Origin of the sequence: Staphylococcus massiliensis CCUG 55927 (genome assembly GCF_000298075.1) — a bacterium.
GTDB classification, from domain to species: Bacteria; Bacillota; Bacilli; order Staphylococcales; family Staphylococcaceae; genus Staphylococcus; species Staphylococcus massiliensis.
Window position 1 is genome coordinate 1,622,716 of sequence record NZ_JH815593.1, and the last position, 16,622, is coordinate 1,639,337.

Sequence of the window (16,622 nt, forward strand, 5' to 3'; positions counted from 1 at the left end):
TTAAAAATGATCAATTAGCTAAACCGCATAAAAATAAAGTTTTTGGTAAAAGATATGATTTCGTTAAAAACCTTATTAAAACGAATTTTCTAGGTGAGACTGAGTTGTCTAACCTTAATAGAAAAGATTTATTAGAGGGTGTTGAAAAATTAATAGAATTTTACGATAAATTAAATCATGCTGAAATCCTTTTAATAACAGTTCCTAATTTAAATGAAGGGTTTACAGTATTTACCTCCTTCAACGCTAAGGGATTACCACTAACTCTTTTAGACTTATTTAAATCTTTTTACCTAAAAGAGGCTGACGGTCAAATTAGTCAAGAGGAATCAGTTTCTAAGTGGGAAGAATTAATATCTATTTTCCACAACGATAATGAAGAACCTATTACTAACGTCGTTACTCAGTTTTTACTTAACAATTATGATACTTTTGAATCACAGAAGAACGGTTCAATTACACAAAATACCGCCCTAAAGTTGTATGAGAGAATATTTCACGACGAAGGTTATGAGTATATAGATAACCTTATTAAGAAAGCAAAAGTATTTTCAAACATGAATGGTAAAATTGAGACGATTGATATTTTAAATTTAGACGATGATATTCAACAAAAGCTTTTTGATTTAGATAAACTTGAATCAACTCAAGCTTATCCAATCATATTTTTCTTATTGAACAAATTATTATATAAGAAAATTACAACAAGCTTGATTTCGAATTTCCTAGACTTTTTAATTACTTATTATGTTAGAAGAAATATAATCTTAAAACCTAAGGCATCTAATATTAGAGCCAAAGCAATTCAAAGTGTAAGATTATTACGCGAAAAAGATAATATTGATCTTAAAGATATCAAAGAAATTAAAAAGATATTTAAGAGTATAGCTGCTACAGATGAAGAATTTAAGGTAGCTCTTGATGGATCTATCTATATAACTTCTAAGAATACTACAAGACTAATTCTAACAACCTTAGAGAGAAAGCATGGTAACTTCTTTAACAAGCAAAACCCAGAAAATTTAAATAGTATAAATGACAAAGGGTAGTATATATGGACCTTAGAACATATCATGCCACAATCAGCTGATAAGCGTAAAAATTGGAAAAAAGAGCTTTCTAAACAAACCAATAATGATGACCGAGTTAAAATATTAGTGGATGAAAATGTGCATAGAATTGGTAATTTAACCTTAACTGGTTACAACTCTGAGATGAGTGCTAAAGCGTTTGAAGATAAGAGAGATTATAGAGATCCTAAAACTAACGAGGAAACAGGCTTAAAAACAAGATTATATCTTAATGATTCTATAGTAAGTGAAGATGAATCTATTGATGATAAGAATACATGGACTATAGAAGATATCGACAGAAGATCAAAACTACTAATTAAAGAGGTTGTAGACACATATAAGTGGGACATCTGATTCAAAATCAATTAAGTCACTAAAAAACCGACTCCAACGAGTCGGTTTTTCCTATATCTATATAACATCTAGAAGAATATTGTTGTAAGTATTGGTACTACCGCTACTACGATAACACCTACGATTACAAGTGAAATACTTGCCATTGATTCTTCGACTTGGCCTAGGTCTTTTGCTGCAGTGACACCAAGTGCGTGACCACTTGTACCTAAAGCAAGGCCTCGTGCGATTGGGTTCTTAATATGAAAAAGTTTTAATAATTGGTTACCAAGTGCGTAGATAATCACACCATTCAATATAACTGCGAGTGATGTTAGTTCTTTGATACCGTCGATGCCTTCAGATACAGGTAGTGCGATAGCTGTTGTCGCAGCCTGAGGTAACATTGACGCAATGATGTCGTCACCAAATTGAAGTGCCTTTGCTACAAAGAAGATACCAACGAGTGCAACTACAGTACCAATGCCTATACCACCTAGTATACGATGCCAATGCTTCTTCAACACATCACGTTTCTTATAAAGTGGAATAGCGAAGCAAATTGTTGCTGGTTCTAAGAAGAAATAGATGATGTCGCCACCGATTTTATACTTCTCATAAGGGATGCCTGTGAAGTATAGGAACATGACGCCAACGACCATTGTGACGAATAATGGCGCGAATAAGAAGAAACCGTTCGTCTTCTTAAATAATACTGTCGCAATGATAAATGGAATTACCGATAACAGAATACCGAAATATGGTGTATTAATCGCTAAGTGATCAGCCATGAGAGTGCACTCCTTTCATATTCGTTTTACGTTTAGATTGAGCTGGTTTTTCAGATTTTGTCTTTGATTTCGTGAAAAGCATCATAAATTGTGATACATAACCTGTACATATTAATAATAAAATTGTAGAAATAATGATAAGTAAAATGATTAAGAATGGACTTCTACTTAAAACACCAAGTGAGTTTACGACTGAGATACCTGCTGGAACGAACAGGAACCCGATGTTGTTTGTTAAGGCTGTGCCGACTGATTCGACTTCCCCTAGTTTTACAATGCCTGTGCATAATAAGATAAATAACAATACAAGCCCGATAACTGATGCTGGCATTGGAATTGGCATAAATGATTCAATGATCTTTGAAACAAATAAGACTAAAGCAATGACTAATGCTTGATGTAAAAAGCTATATACTTTAACTTCCTTTCCTTTCATTTTAACGACCTCCCGTGTTTCTTTTACTACGTATAGTATAAGTTCAATTTTTCACAATGTGCCGTTTTCATTCTGAAATACAAGAATTTAAGGGTGACTTGCATTGATTCGACTTAGAATTGCAGTGCGTGAAAGCGCTTTTCAAAAAGAAAAAACGCCTCGAATTAACGAGACGTTCATCTTTAATATCTATTAATTTAAACCTAGTTGAGCTTTGAAATCTTTCATATACGAGCGGCTGACCTGCATCTTCACATCGTTCGTGAGCGTTAACATAAATGTGTAATTAAACCAATGTTCGACGGCGATGATGTGCGCCTGGTTCACGATATGTGCACGATGGATGCGTAAGAAGTGCTCTGGATTTAAACGCTTCTCATAGGCGTTCAGTGGCTCGGTCGTTTCATATTCGCCGTGTGTTGTAAATAGCGTCGTCATACCATGATTGACCGATAACCCGATGATATCCGCTTGGTTAATCATATGAATGCGGTCACTAAGTTCGACCGGAATCGCCTGTTCGACCTTTACGCGCGGGGCATCTGTAGCCTCTTCACTGTCGCGTTGTTTCGCGATGACCTTGTCAATGGCTTGTTTAATGCGTGCTTCATCAAACGGCTTTAAGATGTAGTCTGTTGCGTCGACTTCAAACGCCTGGACCGCATATTGGTCGTGCGCCGTCGCGAAGATAATAGCTGGCGGCGACTTCATCTTCTGAATTTTATGGCCAAGTTCGATGCCATTCTCGTCCATTAAATTGATGTCGAGAAAGATTAAATCATAGTCCTCGATCAATAAGGCTTCTAGCGTTTCAGACACGTTTTCCGCTTCGTTCAACACCTCAAACCCACCGATATGGTTGAGTAAGTATACGAGCTCGTTACGTGCGAGAGGTTCGTCGTCTACGATTAACGCGCGCATGTTTCATGCTCCTTTCTTTGATACGGTAAGATGCACCACACATTGGTACCATGCTCATTACTATCGAAGTGCAGCGTTGCTTGCTCACTGAAAAGCCCTTTCAAGCGGCGATTCAAGTTTTCAAGTGCGCTTCCGGTACCTGATTCAGATTCTACAGAGGTAAGGCCAAGTTGCGCGATTTTCGCTTTATCAATCCCGTGCCCATTATCAATCACCGAAAGTTTCAATTCATGATCAGAGATTTGATTCGCACGAATGGTAATGTCGTTGTCCTTCTTACGATTTGTAAATGCGTGTTTGATTGCATTTTCAACGAGTATTTGTACAAGAAATGGTGGTACGAGTGCGTCTTTGAATGTATCCTTTACGTCAAATTTAACATTAAAGCGACCTGGAAATCGCGCTTGTTCGAGCGATAAATAAGCGAGTACTTGGCTAAGTTCCTTTTCAAGGGTGATGGTATTCTGTCTCGAACCTTGTAAGTTGGATCTGAAGAAATGACTCAGTTCAAGGAGTAAGTCACGTGCCTTCTCACTGTCGATTCGGACCATTGCTGAGATGGTATTAATCGCATTAAAGAAGAAATGCGGGTTCACTTGTGCTTGAAGCGATTTGATTTCAGCGTCCTTCAATAATTTACCTTGCGTTTCGGCAACACCAAGCTCGATCTGACTTCCAAATATTTGCGCAAGCCCTTCCGCAAGCTTACGTTCAACGAAAGTTAAGTTGTTCGGATTTGTGAAGTACATCTTTAGTGTACCGATAACTTTACCGTGAGATTTTAACGGAATCACGATGGCCGCGTGTAATGGGCAGTCAGGGTGACTACACCCTATTTCCACTTTCGTGTGAACCTCTTTGAGCTGACCAGTTTGTAATACTTCCTTAGATAAGTGTGTAATAATCGCCTTCTTAGGTATGTGATGATCGCTTCCTACACCTACATGGGCTAAGATATCTTTGCGACTTGTAATGGCTACGGCGGAAACTTTCATTAAGTCTTTGATGATCTTCGCAACTTCTTTAGCTGATGATTCATTTAAGCCTTCTTTAAAGTATGGCAACGTTTGTTTCGTGATTTCGAGTACATCTTCTGTTTGAACGGCTCGCATTTGTTCTTCGTGTTTCAGTGTCGAAATGATAATCGACATAAAAATTGCCGTACCGATGCCGTTGACGATAATCATAGGTAAAGCGATGAGTGATAGTAATTCAAGTGCGTATGTTTTATCTTGCGCGAATGAAAAGATACAAATCATTTGAACGACTTCCATCATACTGCCGATTAAAGCGCTTTTGAAGACGGTTGGGTACTGATTGTGGCGTCGTGCACGGCGACCAAAGTAACCTGAAATGATGCCGATAAAGAATGATGAAATGAGATACGTATAAGCTTCAGCGCCACCCATATACAGTCTGAATAACCCTGAGATAATCCCAACAAAGAGACCTACGAATGGGCCACCGACTAAGCCAGCGACACCAATTGTAAGTACACGGGTATTCGCGAGCGATACATCATCATTAAGTTTGAAATAGATACTGCCCGATAAAATATTGCCATCTTGAATGACAATTCCTGTAAAGTTCGACATTAACGCAAATAAAGAGAATACGAGACATAGCTGCCATTTAGAATGCCAAGTTTCTCGGTAGTTCATTGTCTTCTTGAAGTAGTTCAGGTTCATGAGAAGGTAGGCTAATATGATGATTAGGCCAACACGTTCAAGTAAGAGAATGGTTAAGTTAAACACATGTGACATCTCCTCAAAGTTTCAATTAATGCTTTAAATCATTATATCCATTTCATATATTATCACAATTGTTCAAAATAAAATTCCGTTTCAATACAATTGATATGAACTTTTTGTGCATGCAATTTCTTATTATATGACACATTCGGATATGTTAAAGTATTACTATGATTTACAATGGGGAGAATTAACATATTTTGCATGTACATGCATGTTACATATATTTAGGATGGTGTTATTATGACTTTTGATTTACCCGTGACGCTTACGATTGTCATGTTTTTAGCGTTAGGTATTTTTAGTCAATGGCTCGCCGTGAATATCAAATGGCCATCGATTGTGGTCATGGCTTGTGTAGGATTATTGATTGGTCCAATTCTAGGTATCATTAATCCAAAAGAAGTCATCGGCCATGAAGTCTTTGGCGCGCTCGTATCGCTTGCTGTTGCGATTATATTATTTGAAGGTAGTAGTAATTTAGACTTCCGGGAGTTAAGAGGTATCTCTAAAGCAGTCGTCCGAATTATCACGTTCGGTGCACTGATTTCCTGGATTCTAGGGACAATTGCCCTTCACGTATTTATGCATTTCCCGCTTCCAATTTCCTTTGTAATGGGTGGCCTCTTCTTAATTACTGGTCCAACCGTTATTCAACCTTTACTCAAACAAGCTAAAGTTAAGAAGAACGTCGATTCCGTCTTGAAGTGGGAAAGTATTATTTTAGACCCAATTGGGCCGATGCTTGCGTTAATGGCTTTCTACGTCTATCAAATCATTAGCCAAGGCATTAGTTTTGTATTAATAATCGAGTTTATTTTACAAATCTTAGCCGTACTTATTATCGGCTTTGGTGTGTCATTCATCTTTAAAATGCTTGTAAGCCGAGATATGATTCCACAAGCGTTAATACCTTCTGTGCAATTAGTCTTTATTTTATTAACATTTAGTATTTGTGATGAAGTATTAAAAGAATCAGGACTACTTGCCGTTACCATCTTCGGTATTATGATGGCACGTCAAAAGCGTCACGACTTAATTTATAAAGAATCTGATCATTTCATCGAGAATACATCATCAATTTTAGTTTCATCAGTTTTTATTTTAATTACGTCGTCATTGACACTCGGCGTACTTAAAAGCGTACTGTCATGGCAGCTTGTTTTACTTTGCGTTGCGATGATAATTCTCGTACGTCCTTTATCTGTATGGCTATCGACAATCGGTACAGAACTCGACAACAAGGAACGCTCACTTGTGGCATTAATGGCACCTCGTGGCATCGTCGTGTTAACCGTGGCGCAGTTCTTTTCAAGTTTATTTATCGCAGACAAAGTCGACATGGCGAAATACATCACGCCGGTTACATTCGGTCTTGTCTTTATAACCGTTGTCATTTACGGCTTTAGCTTCAGACCTTTAAGTAAAGCACTTGGCATGGCAAGTACCGAACCACCAGGTGTTATTATCGTCGGTGAAGGTGAATTCTCGTTCCACCTTGGCGTCAAACTTCGTGAACACAATATTCCCGTGATGGTTTTCAACCTCTTTGAAAATACCAACGAAAAAGCGCACGAATTAGACTTTGAAACGTTTAAAGGGAATTTATTATCAAGTAGTGACAGAATTTATACGGACCTCATTCGTTATGATAAATGTATTTTAATGACGAAATCATTTATATTTAATAGCTTGGCTTTTAACGAATTGGTACCGGAATTCGGATTAAAAAATGTCGCAATGATGCCCGTATCGTTCGATGACGATCAAGCGCGAAACAACTTGAACGGTCCTATTCGAAATCACATTCTATTTGATGACCGATACAGTCCGAGATGGTTTAATCAGTACATTAGTAACCACAATATTATCGAAGTGCCAGCGTACGATTACGAGCATATTTCTGAAAAGGACATGATGATTTATCATATTAGTGACGATAGTGAAGTCACGTTTAAAATGAACAATCGCCCGCTTCCTAAGTCAGATTCAGGCGTATATGGCATATTGAAGGATATTTATGGATAAGGTTTAAGTTGAGAGGAAGGTTCGCTTTAATTAGCAACCTTCCTTTTTTTGTAGCAAATCGTCATCCCGTCTGGGAGCTATTGAAACTTGATGAGCGATCCGTGATCAAGTCTGGGAGCCTTTGAAACTTGATGAGCGATCCGTCATCAAGTCTCAGACCACTTCAAACTTGATGAACATTCCGTCATCACGTCTCAGAGCCTTTGAAACTCGATGAGCGATCCGTGATCAAGTCTCAGACCACTTCAAACTTGATGAGCAATCCGTAATCAAGTCTCAGTACCCGCAACTTCCCCATCCGCCGCACAAAAAAAGCTTGAGACATAAGTTGTGAAATAGAGTATTTAAACTCTATATCACACAATTCTCTAAACAACTGACTCCTAGGGGAGTAGCGTGAGTCCAAAGACTACAGGCTTTGGCCACGCCCTAGGAAAGCATGCTGTTTTAAGAGAATTGTTTAATATGTCCCAAGCTCGATAACTTAATAAATCGCCAATTTCTGATCAATAACCGCATTAATAAACGCGATAAAACGATCTTTCGGTATAGGTTGATGACCCGCTTCGGCATCGCTATACAAGATATATTTAATCTTCTTAGAATCTAACTTATACTTATCCAACATCTGATTGAAAGGCGTGTAATGGTCCTCCATATCGACCTGACCTAAGCGATTCTGAATATAGAAAATTTCCGGTACATGATTCTCATGACGCATAAGCGCGGTTAACGACAATCGCGTACTATAGCGGCGCTGAATCTCTTGTGCTGGCATGTCACCAAACACATGTTGATACGCGCGATCAACCGCAAGCTTCTTATAGCGGTGCACGTAAGTTTGAGGATTATTCACGATAGCGCGCGCACCCTTATGCATTGTCGCTAACATCATTGAAATAAAGCCGCCACCAGAACTTCCAAGATACGTAACATTCTCCGTCTCAACATCTATTAGCTCAGCAATTCGAGCCGCGATATCATGATAATCACGTAAGTAATGACGCGATTTCGTACCAAGACCCCACGCTAAATTCACATTACCGTCATGCAGCGTACGATCATCCATATACACAAACGACGCGTCAATATCCTTGTACCAATACGTGCGCGTAAACGCAGGCAACGCCACCTTCTTCTTATTCACCGCCCCGTTACTGTGCACAATCAGCTTATCATTCCCCTGCTTCAATCGCAGCAATATGTAGAAATCAATACCATCTTTCATAATCTTCACGCGCTGGTTATTAAGCGCAAATAAATGCTCGTACGTTAAATCTTCGAATTGAATCGTCTCCATACCCATTCCCCTTTATTTACAACTCGACATCTTTTAGAAATGTTGATCATCTTCATTTTTGAAAAGCCCTTTAGATAAGACTTATACAATTATATATAAATATAACATCTAATCGCTTTGTTGTAATCTCTAAGAATTCTAAATATTACGTATTTTAGAAAACTTTAAAAGGGCTTTTCAAAGAAGTACGCACTATGCCAATAAAAACCCCTTAATTAACGTAACTTCATTAATTAAGGGATACCGTTAAATTGCTATTCTGTCTTAGAGGGCTTTTAAAAAAAGAGATAGGATGTTCATAAAATAAACCACCTACACAGGTGGCCTAATGAGTTTATTTAACTACTTGTCTTTCGATTGATCGTAAGTTGGATATAGAGTGCTATCCATAGCTCATCTGGGAAATCACTTTCTTCGATTGTAATATCGTGATTCTCACCACGTTTCTTTGTATTACGATTCTTAAATACATCTATAAGACTGCGGTGAGCCTTAAAAAACGTGTTATGACTGGCGTCTTCGATTGAGGTTTCCATACTTAAGTAGTTATTAGTGAAATCGTAATGGTTATCTTTAGTCGTTAGTATATAAGGTAATTGTTGCGTAATACCCTTCTCAGAGATAATTTTCTTGCGTTTTAACGTACCGATATTCGTGCCATCTAAGGTTACCTTATAATGCGGACGAAGATTCCAAATTTGAATACGTCTGATATGAACTTCATGATGTTCACTTGTTAGTTCCACGCCAAATAGTGGAAAGACGTCTAATATACTCAACCACTTTTCAATGATATTATTGAAAGCGGTCTGATACTTCATGTTCGTTTGCCCATAAATAGGTATCAGTTGATTATCTAAAGTCACGATAGGTGCTTGATAAAAATACTCACCCTGATCAAATTTATAGTGACCGAGTTCTTGTTCCTTGAGCGCTTTTTTAAACTGTTCTTGACTCGATTTACGATAGTAATAAAATACGATAATAATTATAAGAGAGACGAACCAAAGAACGATAAAGAACCATAGCGATTCAAATGGAAAGGACGTCCCATTTATGGTGACGCTTATTATTTCAGCTATGAAGAATATGGTCAAAAATAACCATACGATGATTGCCCCTGCGATTCCCATAAAAAGCCTCCTAAGTTAAACGACTTAACGTAATAAAATAAAAATTAGATATATTCATCATAACATTTTATATAATGAAACCTATTCAAATCTATTTTTCTTATAATTTAAAAGGGCTTTTAAAATAAGTTTTAAGTAAGCCAACATAAAAAACCCCTTAATTAACGTAACTTCATTAATTAAGGGATATTGTTTAAGTTGATACTTTGTCTTAGAGGGCTTTTCAAAATTACAAGCCTAACAATGCTTTCATCGTGAAGCCGACGATAACGGACACGGTCACGACGAAGAACCCTGGTGCTAGGAAGCTTGTGGTCTTAGTTGAACGCGTCTCGTCTAAATCAACCGCGAATAGAATCGTAGGTTGGGCTGGAATGACGAAGTTGACGTTGAGCGTCTGGATCATGGCGATAAGGAATGTCGGTGGAATGCCGAGCCCCATGACGATAGGCACCATGATGGATGATGTAGCGGTTTGTGAAATAACGACCATAGCGACGATTGCGACTAGGAAGATGACGAGCCACGGCACTTGCTCGATAATCGCGCCAACTTGGTGTTCCATGATGTGCTTGTTGTGCGGCGCGTTAAAGATGGTTGCGCCTAACCATCCCGGACCTAGCACGGCGAATAGTGCGCCAATTGCTGATTGCGTAATATTTGCTGAGAAGATGGCTTTCGTGTCGATCTTAACGAGTAATAGGTTAATCGCTGCACTTGTGTACATAAAGAGTTGCACGAGATCGGTCGTCTTGAGATGGACCGCTTCACCATCAACGTGGAAAGTCGGCAACAGGTTCGGGAAGATACCGAACGTTAAGATACACGCGACACAAATTAAGAACGTCAACACGCCAATCTTCGTGCGTCGACTAAAGTCAGTCTTAAGCGCGTGGTCGGTTTGTTGTGTAAGGTTCGTTAAATTCGCATTCGTGCTAAGTTTGGTGCGTCCCACCACTGTGCAAAAGACACTTAGTAATACCATGCTGATGAGCGCGGTCGGTAACACAATCGATAAATAATGTCCCATCGTGATGCCGTAAGTCGCAACGACTGAGATGACAAAGGCTGTTGCAGAGGCTGCAGGGCTACATAAGAGCGCTAAGTTCGCCGTTAGAATGGATGCCGTTAACGGTTTCTTCGGTTGAATGTTCGCTTTCATTGCTGTCTTCGCAATAATCGGTTCGAGTGATAATGCGATGTTCGCTGTGCCGATTCCAAAGACGAATAAAAAGACGATGAATGGTGCGATAAAGATGATAGATTTAGGAAAACGTTCGATAATTTTTGAAGCGAGGTAAACAAGATAATCGATGCCACCAGTTGCTTGTAACGTACCACCTGCGATACCTATTGAAAGAATAATTAAGACTGCCGTAACAGGGGCCTCACCAGGCGGTAGATGAAAAATGAAGATCATTAGCAGTTGCGCCACGATGGCGAAGATACCGCAACCAAGGGCGCCAGCTGTTTTTAACCCCCAAACAATTGCGATTACCATAATTGCAATTTCTATAAAAAATAGGATCATAAAGAAACTCCTAACTCATTTAAAGTCACTTGTGATTATTTTAACATACTCATTTGTTTAAAATTTAAAGTGAATGCAACTATGCGAAAATTGTCGAAATTAATATTACAATTTTTATTTAATCATATGACTTATACTTTTCAAGTTAGTAATTGATTCTCTATGAGCGTTATTTCTCCCACAGAAATTCAATTAATTCATCCGCAACGTCTTGATTTTCATGAAGTTGACTGTGCTGTGCCTTCTTACCTTCGTATCTAGCTTCCTTATAGATCTTAGGACTATTTCCCAGTAAATATTTGAGTGATTTAGACGAACTATTAGACACCCTTCCGTCTGAATGAGACCCGTCCTTTAAGTCTCCATAGATGTTAAGCACGTGAATGCCTTTACCTTCGTATATATCCCTCAACACAAGCAGCTCTTGGTATGGTGGGTTCATACGGCTTGGTTTACCCGCTTCATCAACTGAGATTTCATTCTCAGTCTCGTTCATGCCTAAGACGCCGTCATACGTTCCAGCGATATTGACTTGTTTCTTCAGTTGCGGCAATGTCGATTCATGACCGTACATCATCATATATTGAGCGAATGTCAGATTCCCCATCGAATGCCCTACGAAGTTAAAGTCTTTAATCTGATAGTCGTGTTGAAAGGTTTCGAGCACGGACTTGAACCACTTTGCATTCTTATCTAAATATCCTTGTTCATTATCCTCAAGTTCAATTTTCACGATTGGATTCGTCGCTTTAGGGTCAAATTTACCTTCTATACGAACGTTACCTTCACTAGAAACAATAGCCGTCACAACATTAAAGGTAACACCTCGCGACTTGGCATGATCAACCATAAAGCGCTCAGAATTCGCACTACCACCCCAGCCATGCAAGAAGAAGGTTGGCGTGTGGCTTTTAACGAAGGGGGCTGATTGAGGCTGGTTATTCGTGTGTGGCTTTTCAAGGAGGGGGATTGATATGGCGACGGTGATGATGAGTAGAATGATGATGATACGTTTCTTCAAGATGGTGGCTCCTATTCACATTTGTTTGAAATTATTATAGAGGATTTGGTTGACATTTACCTTCTGAAAAGCCCTTTAAATTGAAAGTTTGCGTTTCCAAAGTCTAAATTCTAAAATTAGAAATGTATGATAAAGCTTAAAAATGAGGAATTGGAGTGATTGAAGTGGATGCCAATATTGAAAAACTGAAGGAAATCGTGGACGATTCTAAGAAAATCACCTTCTTCACGGGTGCAGGCGTGTCGGTAGCGAGTGGCATTCCTGACTTTCGTTCGATGGGTGGTTTATTTGATGAAATCTCGAAAGACGGCTATTCACCAGAGTACTTACTAAGTTCAAATTATCTACAAGACGACCCTGAAGGCTTCACGAATTTCTATCACAAGCGACTGTTACTCAGTGATAAGAAACCGAACGTTGTGCATGATTGGATGGCTCAGCTTGAAAAGGAAGGCCGTTCACTGGGCGTCATTACGCAGAATATCGACGGTTTAGATGCCGATGCGGGTAGTCAAAATATCGATGAATTACATGGAACGTTGAACCGCTTCTATTGTATTTCATGTCATAAGGAATACGAGAAATCTTACGTGATCGAGCAAGACCTCCGTCAGTGTGAAGCGTGTGGCAGCCCGATTAGACCTGACATTGTGTTATATGGCGAGATGTTGAATCAAGGTACCGTAATGAATGCGATTAGTAAGATTTCTGAGGCCGATACCCTGATCGTGCTAGGTTCTTCATTGATTGTGCAACCCGCTGCAGGATTGATTTCTAATTTCCAAGGGAAACATTTAGTGATTATTAATAAAGCTGAAACACCTTATGATACGCAGGCGGACTTAGTCATTCATGACGATATGGCTGAAGTCGTGTCGGCGTTGAGAGACGTTGAATAAGTGGTGAGTATGACGATAATGATTTGACGGAACATTATTAAAATTTTATTTAAAAATACTTGCATTTTATAAATGAACGTTGTATGATATAAGCATAAAATATCTTTTATGACATACTCAAAACCCCTCACTAGCTGTAATAGTGAGGGGTTTTAATTTGATTTGAGATGGGGTTAGTTTACCCCGCGAATACTTAAAAACTATGCTGTCTTAAAATTTAAACTCAACTTTTTATTGTAACTTGCTATACTCATCATAATTAATTACTGTTTATTAAAGGATATTAAAAACTTTAGAAGGAATATATTTCCTTCTAAAGTTTCTTGATTAAAACAATATAAATCATCTGTAATTTAGCTTAAGCCCAGTTTTATTTATAATCTCTTTGACTTCAGTAATTAAATATGTTCTATTTCTTGAAATTTATATTATCTTCACTTAGTGTTATCTAACTTATTAATTGCATTATATACATCTTGGGCACTAGTAGCTAATTGATACTTAATATTTAGGTCATCTAATTTGTCAAAAAAGTTCTTTTGCATCTCACCAATGCTTTTATCCCCTAATCTCATGTTTTCTGCTTTTGTTTCTACTATAAGATATGTTGCATTCTGTTCATCATCTTCTATCATGTACACAAAGTCAGGAGTAGTTGTACCACCTGTATATTTAGGTACTTGTATTGCTTTTTTGGGTAGGTTACCAAATACTGTTACTTTTTTATCATAATTTCTTTTTAATAGTTCCAATTCTGGTTTGATACTATCAAATCTAACTGGTGGTCTTTCATATAAAAATCTCTCTTCAGTTTGAATATTGCTTTCAACATTAGTGCCTAAATAATTAGCATCAACCGAACCTTTAAACTCTGACAAATCTGAGTCATAGATAGTTGTAGAAGCAGAGAAATCCAATTTTTTATATTCATAACTTTGACCATATGTTTCTTCAAACCGCTTGTTAAATTTTCTTACAATATTATTTAAGCTTAATTCACTTAAGTAACGTTTATCGTTATTAAATTTATCTTTTAAAACGAAAAGTAAATTTTTATGCATTATAGATATTGGTACATTAGTTTTAAGTACAAGTTGTTTCAAAAACTTACCATAGTTCATATAAATATATTCACTTCTATAATTATATTCTGAAATTGATTCCTTGATAACTTGATTACCTTCATCATCTTTTTCCAAAGATTGATGTATTCGTTCTGGTTGCTGTTTCACAAATAAATCGTCATCGTTCAGCAATCTTTCAATAAAGAAATAAAGATCATCTTCACTCATTTTTTTGAATTCTAACATGTATCTCTTAGATAAATTTTCCCATAAGAATCTCAATTTATTCCAGTTCTCTTTATTTAACTTCACTTTTAAATTAGGTGGATTTTTTTTCATATCTCTGACTTTATCTGCATTTAATTTAGATGCATTTACTTCTGGATATAATTCTACTAACCATTCAAATCCTGATTTTTTAACTCCATCAATTTCAACATCTATTTTAAACTCATTTTTCCTATTAATTAGATTTCGTTCATCTAACTCTACTAATAGCACTTCATCATTGTAATGAGGATTAGTTTGTTTCCTATGTTCAACTATTTTACTAATCATTTCATCTGTTAATTTATCTTGGTTTAATTTAACGTCTACATCAGAATTTATTTCTCCAATTAATTTTTGAGCAAACTCTTTTTCATCATATCCAATTAAAAAAGAAAGCCTACTAGGAAATTCATCTTGTGTTAATCTATGACCAGTCTCATCAACAGGTAAACGTAACCCTCTTCCCACTTCTTGTATCTTGCTATTTTCAGAACCAGAAGTTCTTAATTTTGCTATAACGAAAACATTAGGGTTATCCCAACCTTCTCTTAGTGTCCATTTTGAAAATAAAAATCTCCTTGTAATCCAATTACCATTTTCATCTTTAAAGCTCAACATTTTTTCTTTATTTTTAAGTATATCATTAACTTCAGCTTGTATCGCTTCTTCACTTGAACCCTTGTCTTCACCAAAATATCCTGCATGGACCGTTTGGTTTTCGCTGTTAAGACTAGCGTATGTTGCTCTTAAAAAATCTAAGTATTCAATCTCTCTTGGTAATTTTTTAACTTCAAATTCTTTAATTAATTCTCTAAGTTTAACTTTTAATAATCTTTCAAAAGTCTGTTTCAACCAACCATCCGTATTTCTATATGATCTAATTGAATCAATAAAAAATAATGAAAGTGTTTTTACTTTTGGTTGAAATTTTTCTTTAAGGTTATCTCTCATGAAATTATTGATTTCATGTTCAAAATGTTGATTGATAGCATCATTAATAATTAACTCCTGATAACTTGTAGTAAATGTACCTGGTAACAAGTCCATACCTTTACTTACCTCTAAATCATTAGATAACATTTTAGAACCCGAATAGCTTAAGTCTCCCTCAAATAAAGTATCAATATTCGCTAAATTCTCGTTTATACCTAATGTCCATCTATTCTTTCCTTTTTTTAAAACTAACTCTTTGGCTTTTACACTATCAATTGTATATTTATTCTTTGCTTGTTCTAGGGTCAAATTCGGATAGTAAATATCTATTCCCTTTACAAGTCCCTGATTAAAGCTGTCAACAGCATTTAACTCATATTGAGGCTTACCACGGTAATAGTCTTTAATATATGTAGCTTTTTTCCCAGTACCCTTTTTAATTTCAGGAAAAGTAGCTCCAAACCTAACAATTATTTGAGGTGCGAGTTTTTCTATAGCTTTGTAGTTTTTTTTATCTCTTGGAAACCTGTGGGGTTCGTCTATTACAACTACAGATTTAGTAGCTTTTAAAGCATCTATAGGGTTTGAGTAATTACTTAATAAAGTTTGGTCATAATCAACCTTTGTCATATTTGATGAATTTAACATACCTGCATTAATAAGTAATACTTGAATTTGATTAGCATTTAAGTTACTGCTTTCAATAAAGTTACTCAATTGAGGCGGAAAACTTTTTCTGCCCGACCTAGTTTTAAAATCACCTTTATTTATTGTATTTGTTTCGATTTCAACATTTCCATATGTTTCTTGAAAATGTCTTTTAGTTGATAAACTAGTTAAAAAATTCTTTGCCCCCTCTTTAATTGCAGGACTCGGAACTACTAATATAAATTTAAAAATCCCATATTTTTTATGTAATTCATACATCATTTTAGTATAAACATAAGTTTTACCTGTACCCGTCTCCATTTTTATATCAATGTTAGCTTCTTCTGAATATCTATTAATTATTAAATTATTAGAGAACTCATTGTCACAACTTTTTGAAGTTAAATAGTTTTCGATTCCTGTGAAAGATTCAATTATTTTTTCAACTGCTTGTTGTTGGTGGATTAATTCTTCTAAGAATATTTTCATA

Annotated in this window: 13 protein-coding genes; 4 read left to right on the forward strand and 9 right to left on the reverse strand. The window is 36.7% G+C overall.

Features of this window, described 5'->3' with window-relative positions:
• Together A33S_RS11805 and A33S_RS0108015 are read left to right on the forward strand one after the other, a co-directional pair.
• The coding region (locus A33S_RS11805; RefSeq protein ID WP_017176730.1) for a hypothetical protein at nucleotides 1–1,049 on the forward strand (1,049 nt) is incomplete at its 5' end.
• Between the two features lie 24 nt (nucleotides 1,050–1,073).
• The gene (locus A33S_RS0108015) at nucleotides 1,074–1,427 is read left to right on the forward strand and encodes a GmrSD restriction endonuclease domain-containing protein (RefSeq protein WP_009383219.1); all 354 of its coding nucleotides are present in this window, start codon (nucleotides 1,074–1,076) and stop codon (nucleotides 1,425–1,427) included.
• Between the two features lie 68 nt (nucleotides 1,428–1,495).
• Here A33S_RS0108015 and lrgB read toward each other — a convergent pair whose 3' ends face one another.
• The 4 genes from lrgB to A33S_RS0108040 form a co-directional block, all read right to left on the reverse strand.
• Nucleotides 1,496–2,197: an antiholin-like protein LrgB gene (gene lrgB, locus A33S_RS0108020; RefSeq protein WP_009383220.1), complete on the reverse strand. Its 702-nt coding sequence runs from the start codon at nucleotides 2,195–2,197 to the stop codon at nucleotides 1,496–1,498.
• Nucleotides 2,190–2,633: an antiholin-like murein hydrolase modulator LrgA gene (lrgA, locus tag A33S_RS0108025; protein WP_009383221.1), complete on the reverse strand. Its 444-nt coding sequence runs from the start codon at nucleotides 2,631–2,633 to the stop codon at nucleotides 2,190–2,192. The genes lrgB and lrgA overlap by 8 nt, the downstream gene beginning before the upstream one ends.
• A 192-nt stretch (nucleotides 2,634–2,825) precedes the next feature.
• The gene (locus A33S_RS0108035; RefSeq protein ID WP_009383222.1) at nucleotides 2,826–3,554 is read right to left on the reverse strand and encodes a response regulator transcription factor LytR; all 729 of its coding nucleotides are present in this window, start codon (nucleotides 3,552–3,554) and stop codon (nucleotides 2,826–2,828) included.
• A complete protein-coding gene (locus A33S_RS0108040; RefSeq protein WP_009383224.1) occupies nucleotides 3,542–5,308 on the reverse strand; it encodes a sensor histidine kinase in 1,767 nt (588 codons plus the stop codon). The genes A33S_RS0108035 and A33S_RS0108040 overlap by 13 nt, the downstream gene beginning before the upstream one ends.
• A gap of 240 nt (nucleotides 5,309–5,548) precedes the next feature.
• Between A33S_RS0108040 and A33S_RS0108045 the strand changes: the two genes are divergently transcribed.
• The gene (locus A33S_RS0108045; protein WP_017176732.1) at nucleotides 5,549–7,333 is read left to right on the forward strand and encodes a cation:proton antiporter; all 1,785 of its coding nucleotides are present in this window, start codon (nucleotides 5,549–5,551) and stop codon (nucleotides 7,331–7,333) included.
• Nucleotides 7,334–7,817: 484 nt separating this feature from the next.
• On the opposite strand, the gene A33S_RS0108050 is transcribed toward A33S_RS0108045, so the two are convergent.
• The 4 genes from A33S_RS0108050 to A33S_RS0108065 all read right to left on the reverse strand — a co-directional run bounded on the left by A33S_RS0108050 (nucleotide 7,818) and on the right by A33S_RS0108065 (nucleotide 12,273).
• The gene (locus tag A33S_RS0108050) at nucleotides 7,818–8,633 is read right to left on the reverse strand and encodes an alpha/beta hydrolase family protein (protein WP_009383227.1); all 816 of its coding nucleotides are present in this window, start codon (nucleotides 8,631–8,633) and stop codon (nucleotides 7,818–7,820) included.
• Between the two features lie 338 nt (nucleotides 8,634–8,971).
• Entirely contained in the window at nucleotides 8,972–9,766 is a 795-nt protein-coding gene (locus A33S_RS0108055; protein ID WP_009383228.1) for a hypothetical protein, read from the reverse strand.
• Nucleotides 9,767–9,995: 229 nt separating this feature from the next.
• On the reverse strand, nucleotides 9,996–11,297 hold the full coding sequence (locus tag A33S_RS0108060) for an anaerobic C4-dicarboxylate transporter family protein (RefSeq protein ID WP_009383229.1): 1,302 nt from the start codon (nucleotides 11,295–11,297) through the stop codon (nucleotides 9,996–9,998).
• A gap of 169 nt (nucleotides 11,298–11,466) precedes the next feature.
• On the reverse strand, nucleotides 11,467–12,273 hold the full coding sequence (locus A33S_RS0108065; protein ID WP_420801855.1) for an alpha/beta hydrolase: 807 nt from the start codon (nucleotides 12,271–12,273) through the stop codon (nucleotides 11,467–11,469).
• 209 nt (nucleotides 12,274–12,482) lie between these two features.
• On the opposite strand from A33S_RS0108065, the gene A33S_RS0108070 reads away from it, so the two are divergent.
• Nucleotides 12,483–13,217, forward strand: a complete 735-nt coding sequence (locus A33S_RS0108070; RefSeq protein WP_026048984.1) for an NAD-dependent protein deacylase — start codon at nucleotides 12,483–12,485, stop codon at nucleotides 13,215–13,217.
• Nucleotides 13,218–13,651: 434 nt separating this feature from the next.
• Here A33S_RS0108070 and A33S_RS0108075 read toward each other — a convergent pair whose 3' ends face one another.
• Nucleotides 13,652–16,621, reverse strand: coding sequence for a type III restriction-modification system endonuclease (locus tag A33S_RS0108075; RefSeq protein WP_009383233.1), 2,970 nt, complete (start codon nucleotides 16,619–16,621; stop codon nucleotides 13,652–13,654).
• Nucleotide 16,622 lies beyond the last annotated feature (1 nt).

Coding starts and splice junctions, on each gene's coding strand:
- A33S_RS0108015 (WP_009383219.1), top strand. CDS start 1,074: ATGCCACAATCAGCTGATAAGCGTAAAAATTGGAAAAAAGAGCTTTCT.
- lrgB (WP_009383220.1), bottom strand. CDS start 2,197: ATGGCTGATCACTTAGCGATTAATACACCATATTTCGGTATTCTGTTA.
- lrgA (WP_009383221.1), bottom strand. CDS start 2,633: ATGAAAGGAAAGGAAGTTAAAGTATATAGCTTTTTACATCAAGCATTA.
- A33S_RS0108035 (WP_009383222.1), bottom strand. CDS start 3,554: ATGCGCGCGTTAATCGTAGACGACGAACCTCTCGCACGTAACGAGCTC.
- A33S_RS0108045 (WP_017176732.1), top strand. CDS start 5,549: ATGACTTTTGATTTACCCGTGACGCTTACGATTGTCATGTTTTTAGCG.
- A33S_RS0108050 (WP_009383227.1), bottom strand. CDS start 8,633: ATGGAGACGATTCAATTCGAAGATTTAACGTACGAGCATTTATTTGCG.
- A33S_RS0108055 (WP_009383228.1), bottom strand. CDS start 9,766: ATGGGAATCGCAGGGGCAATCATCGTATGGTTATTTTTGACCATATTC.
- A33S_RS0108060 (WP_009383229.1), bottom strand. CDS start 11,297: ATGATCCTATTTTTTATAGAAATTGCAATTATGGTAATCGCAATTGTT.
- A33S_RS0108075 (WP_009383233.1), bottom strand. CDS start 16,621: ATGAAAATATTCTTAGAAGAATTAATCCACCAACAACAAGCAGTTGAA.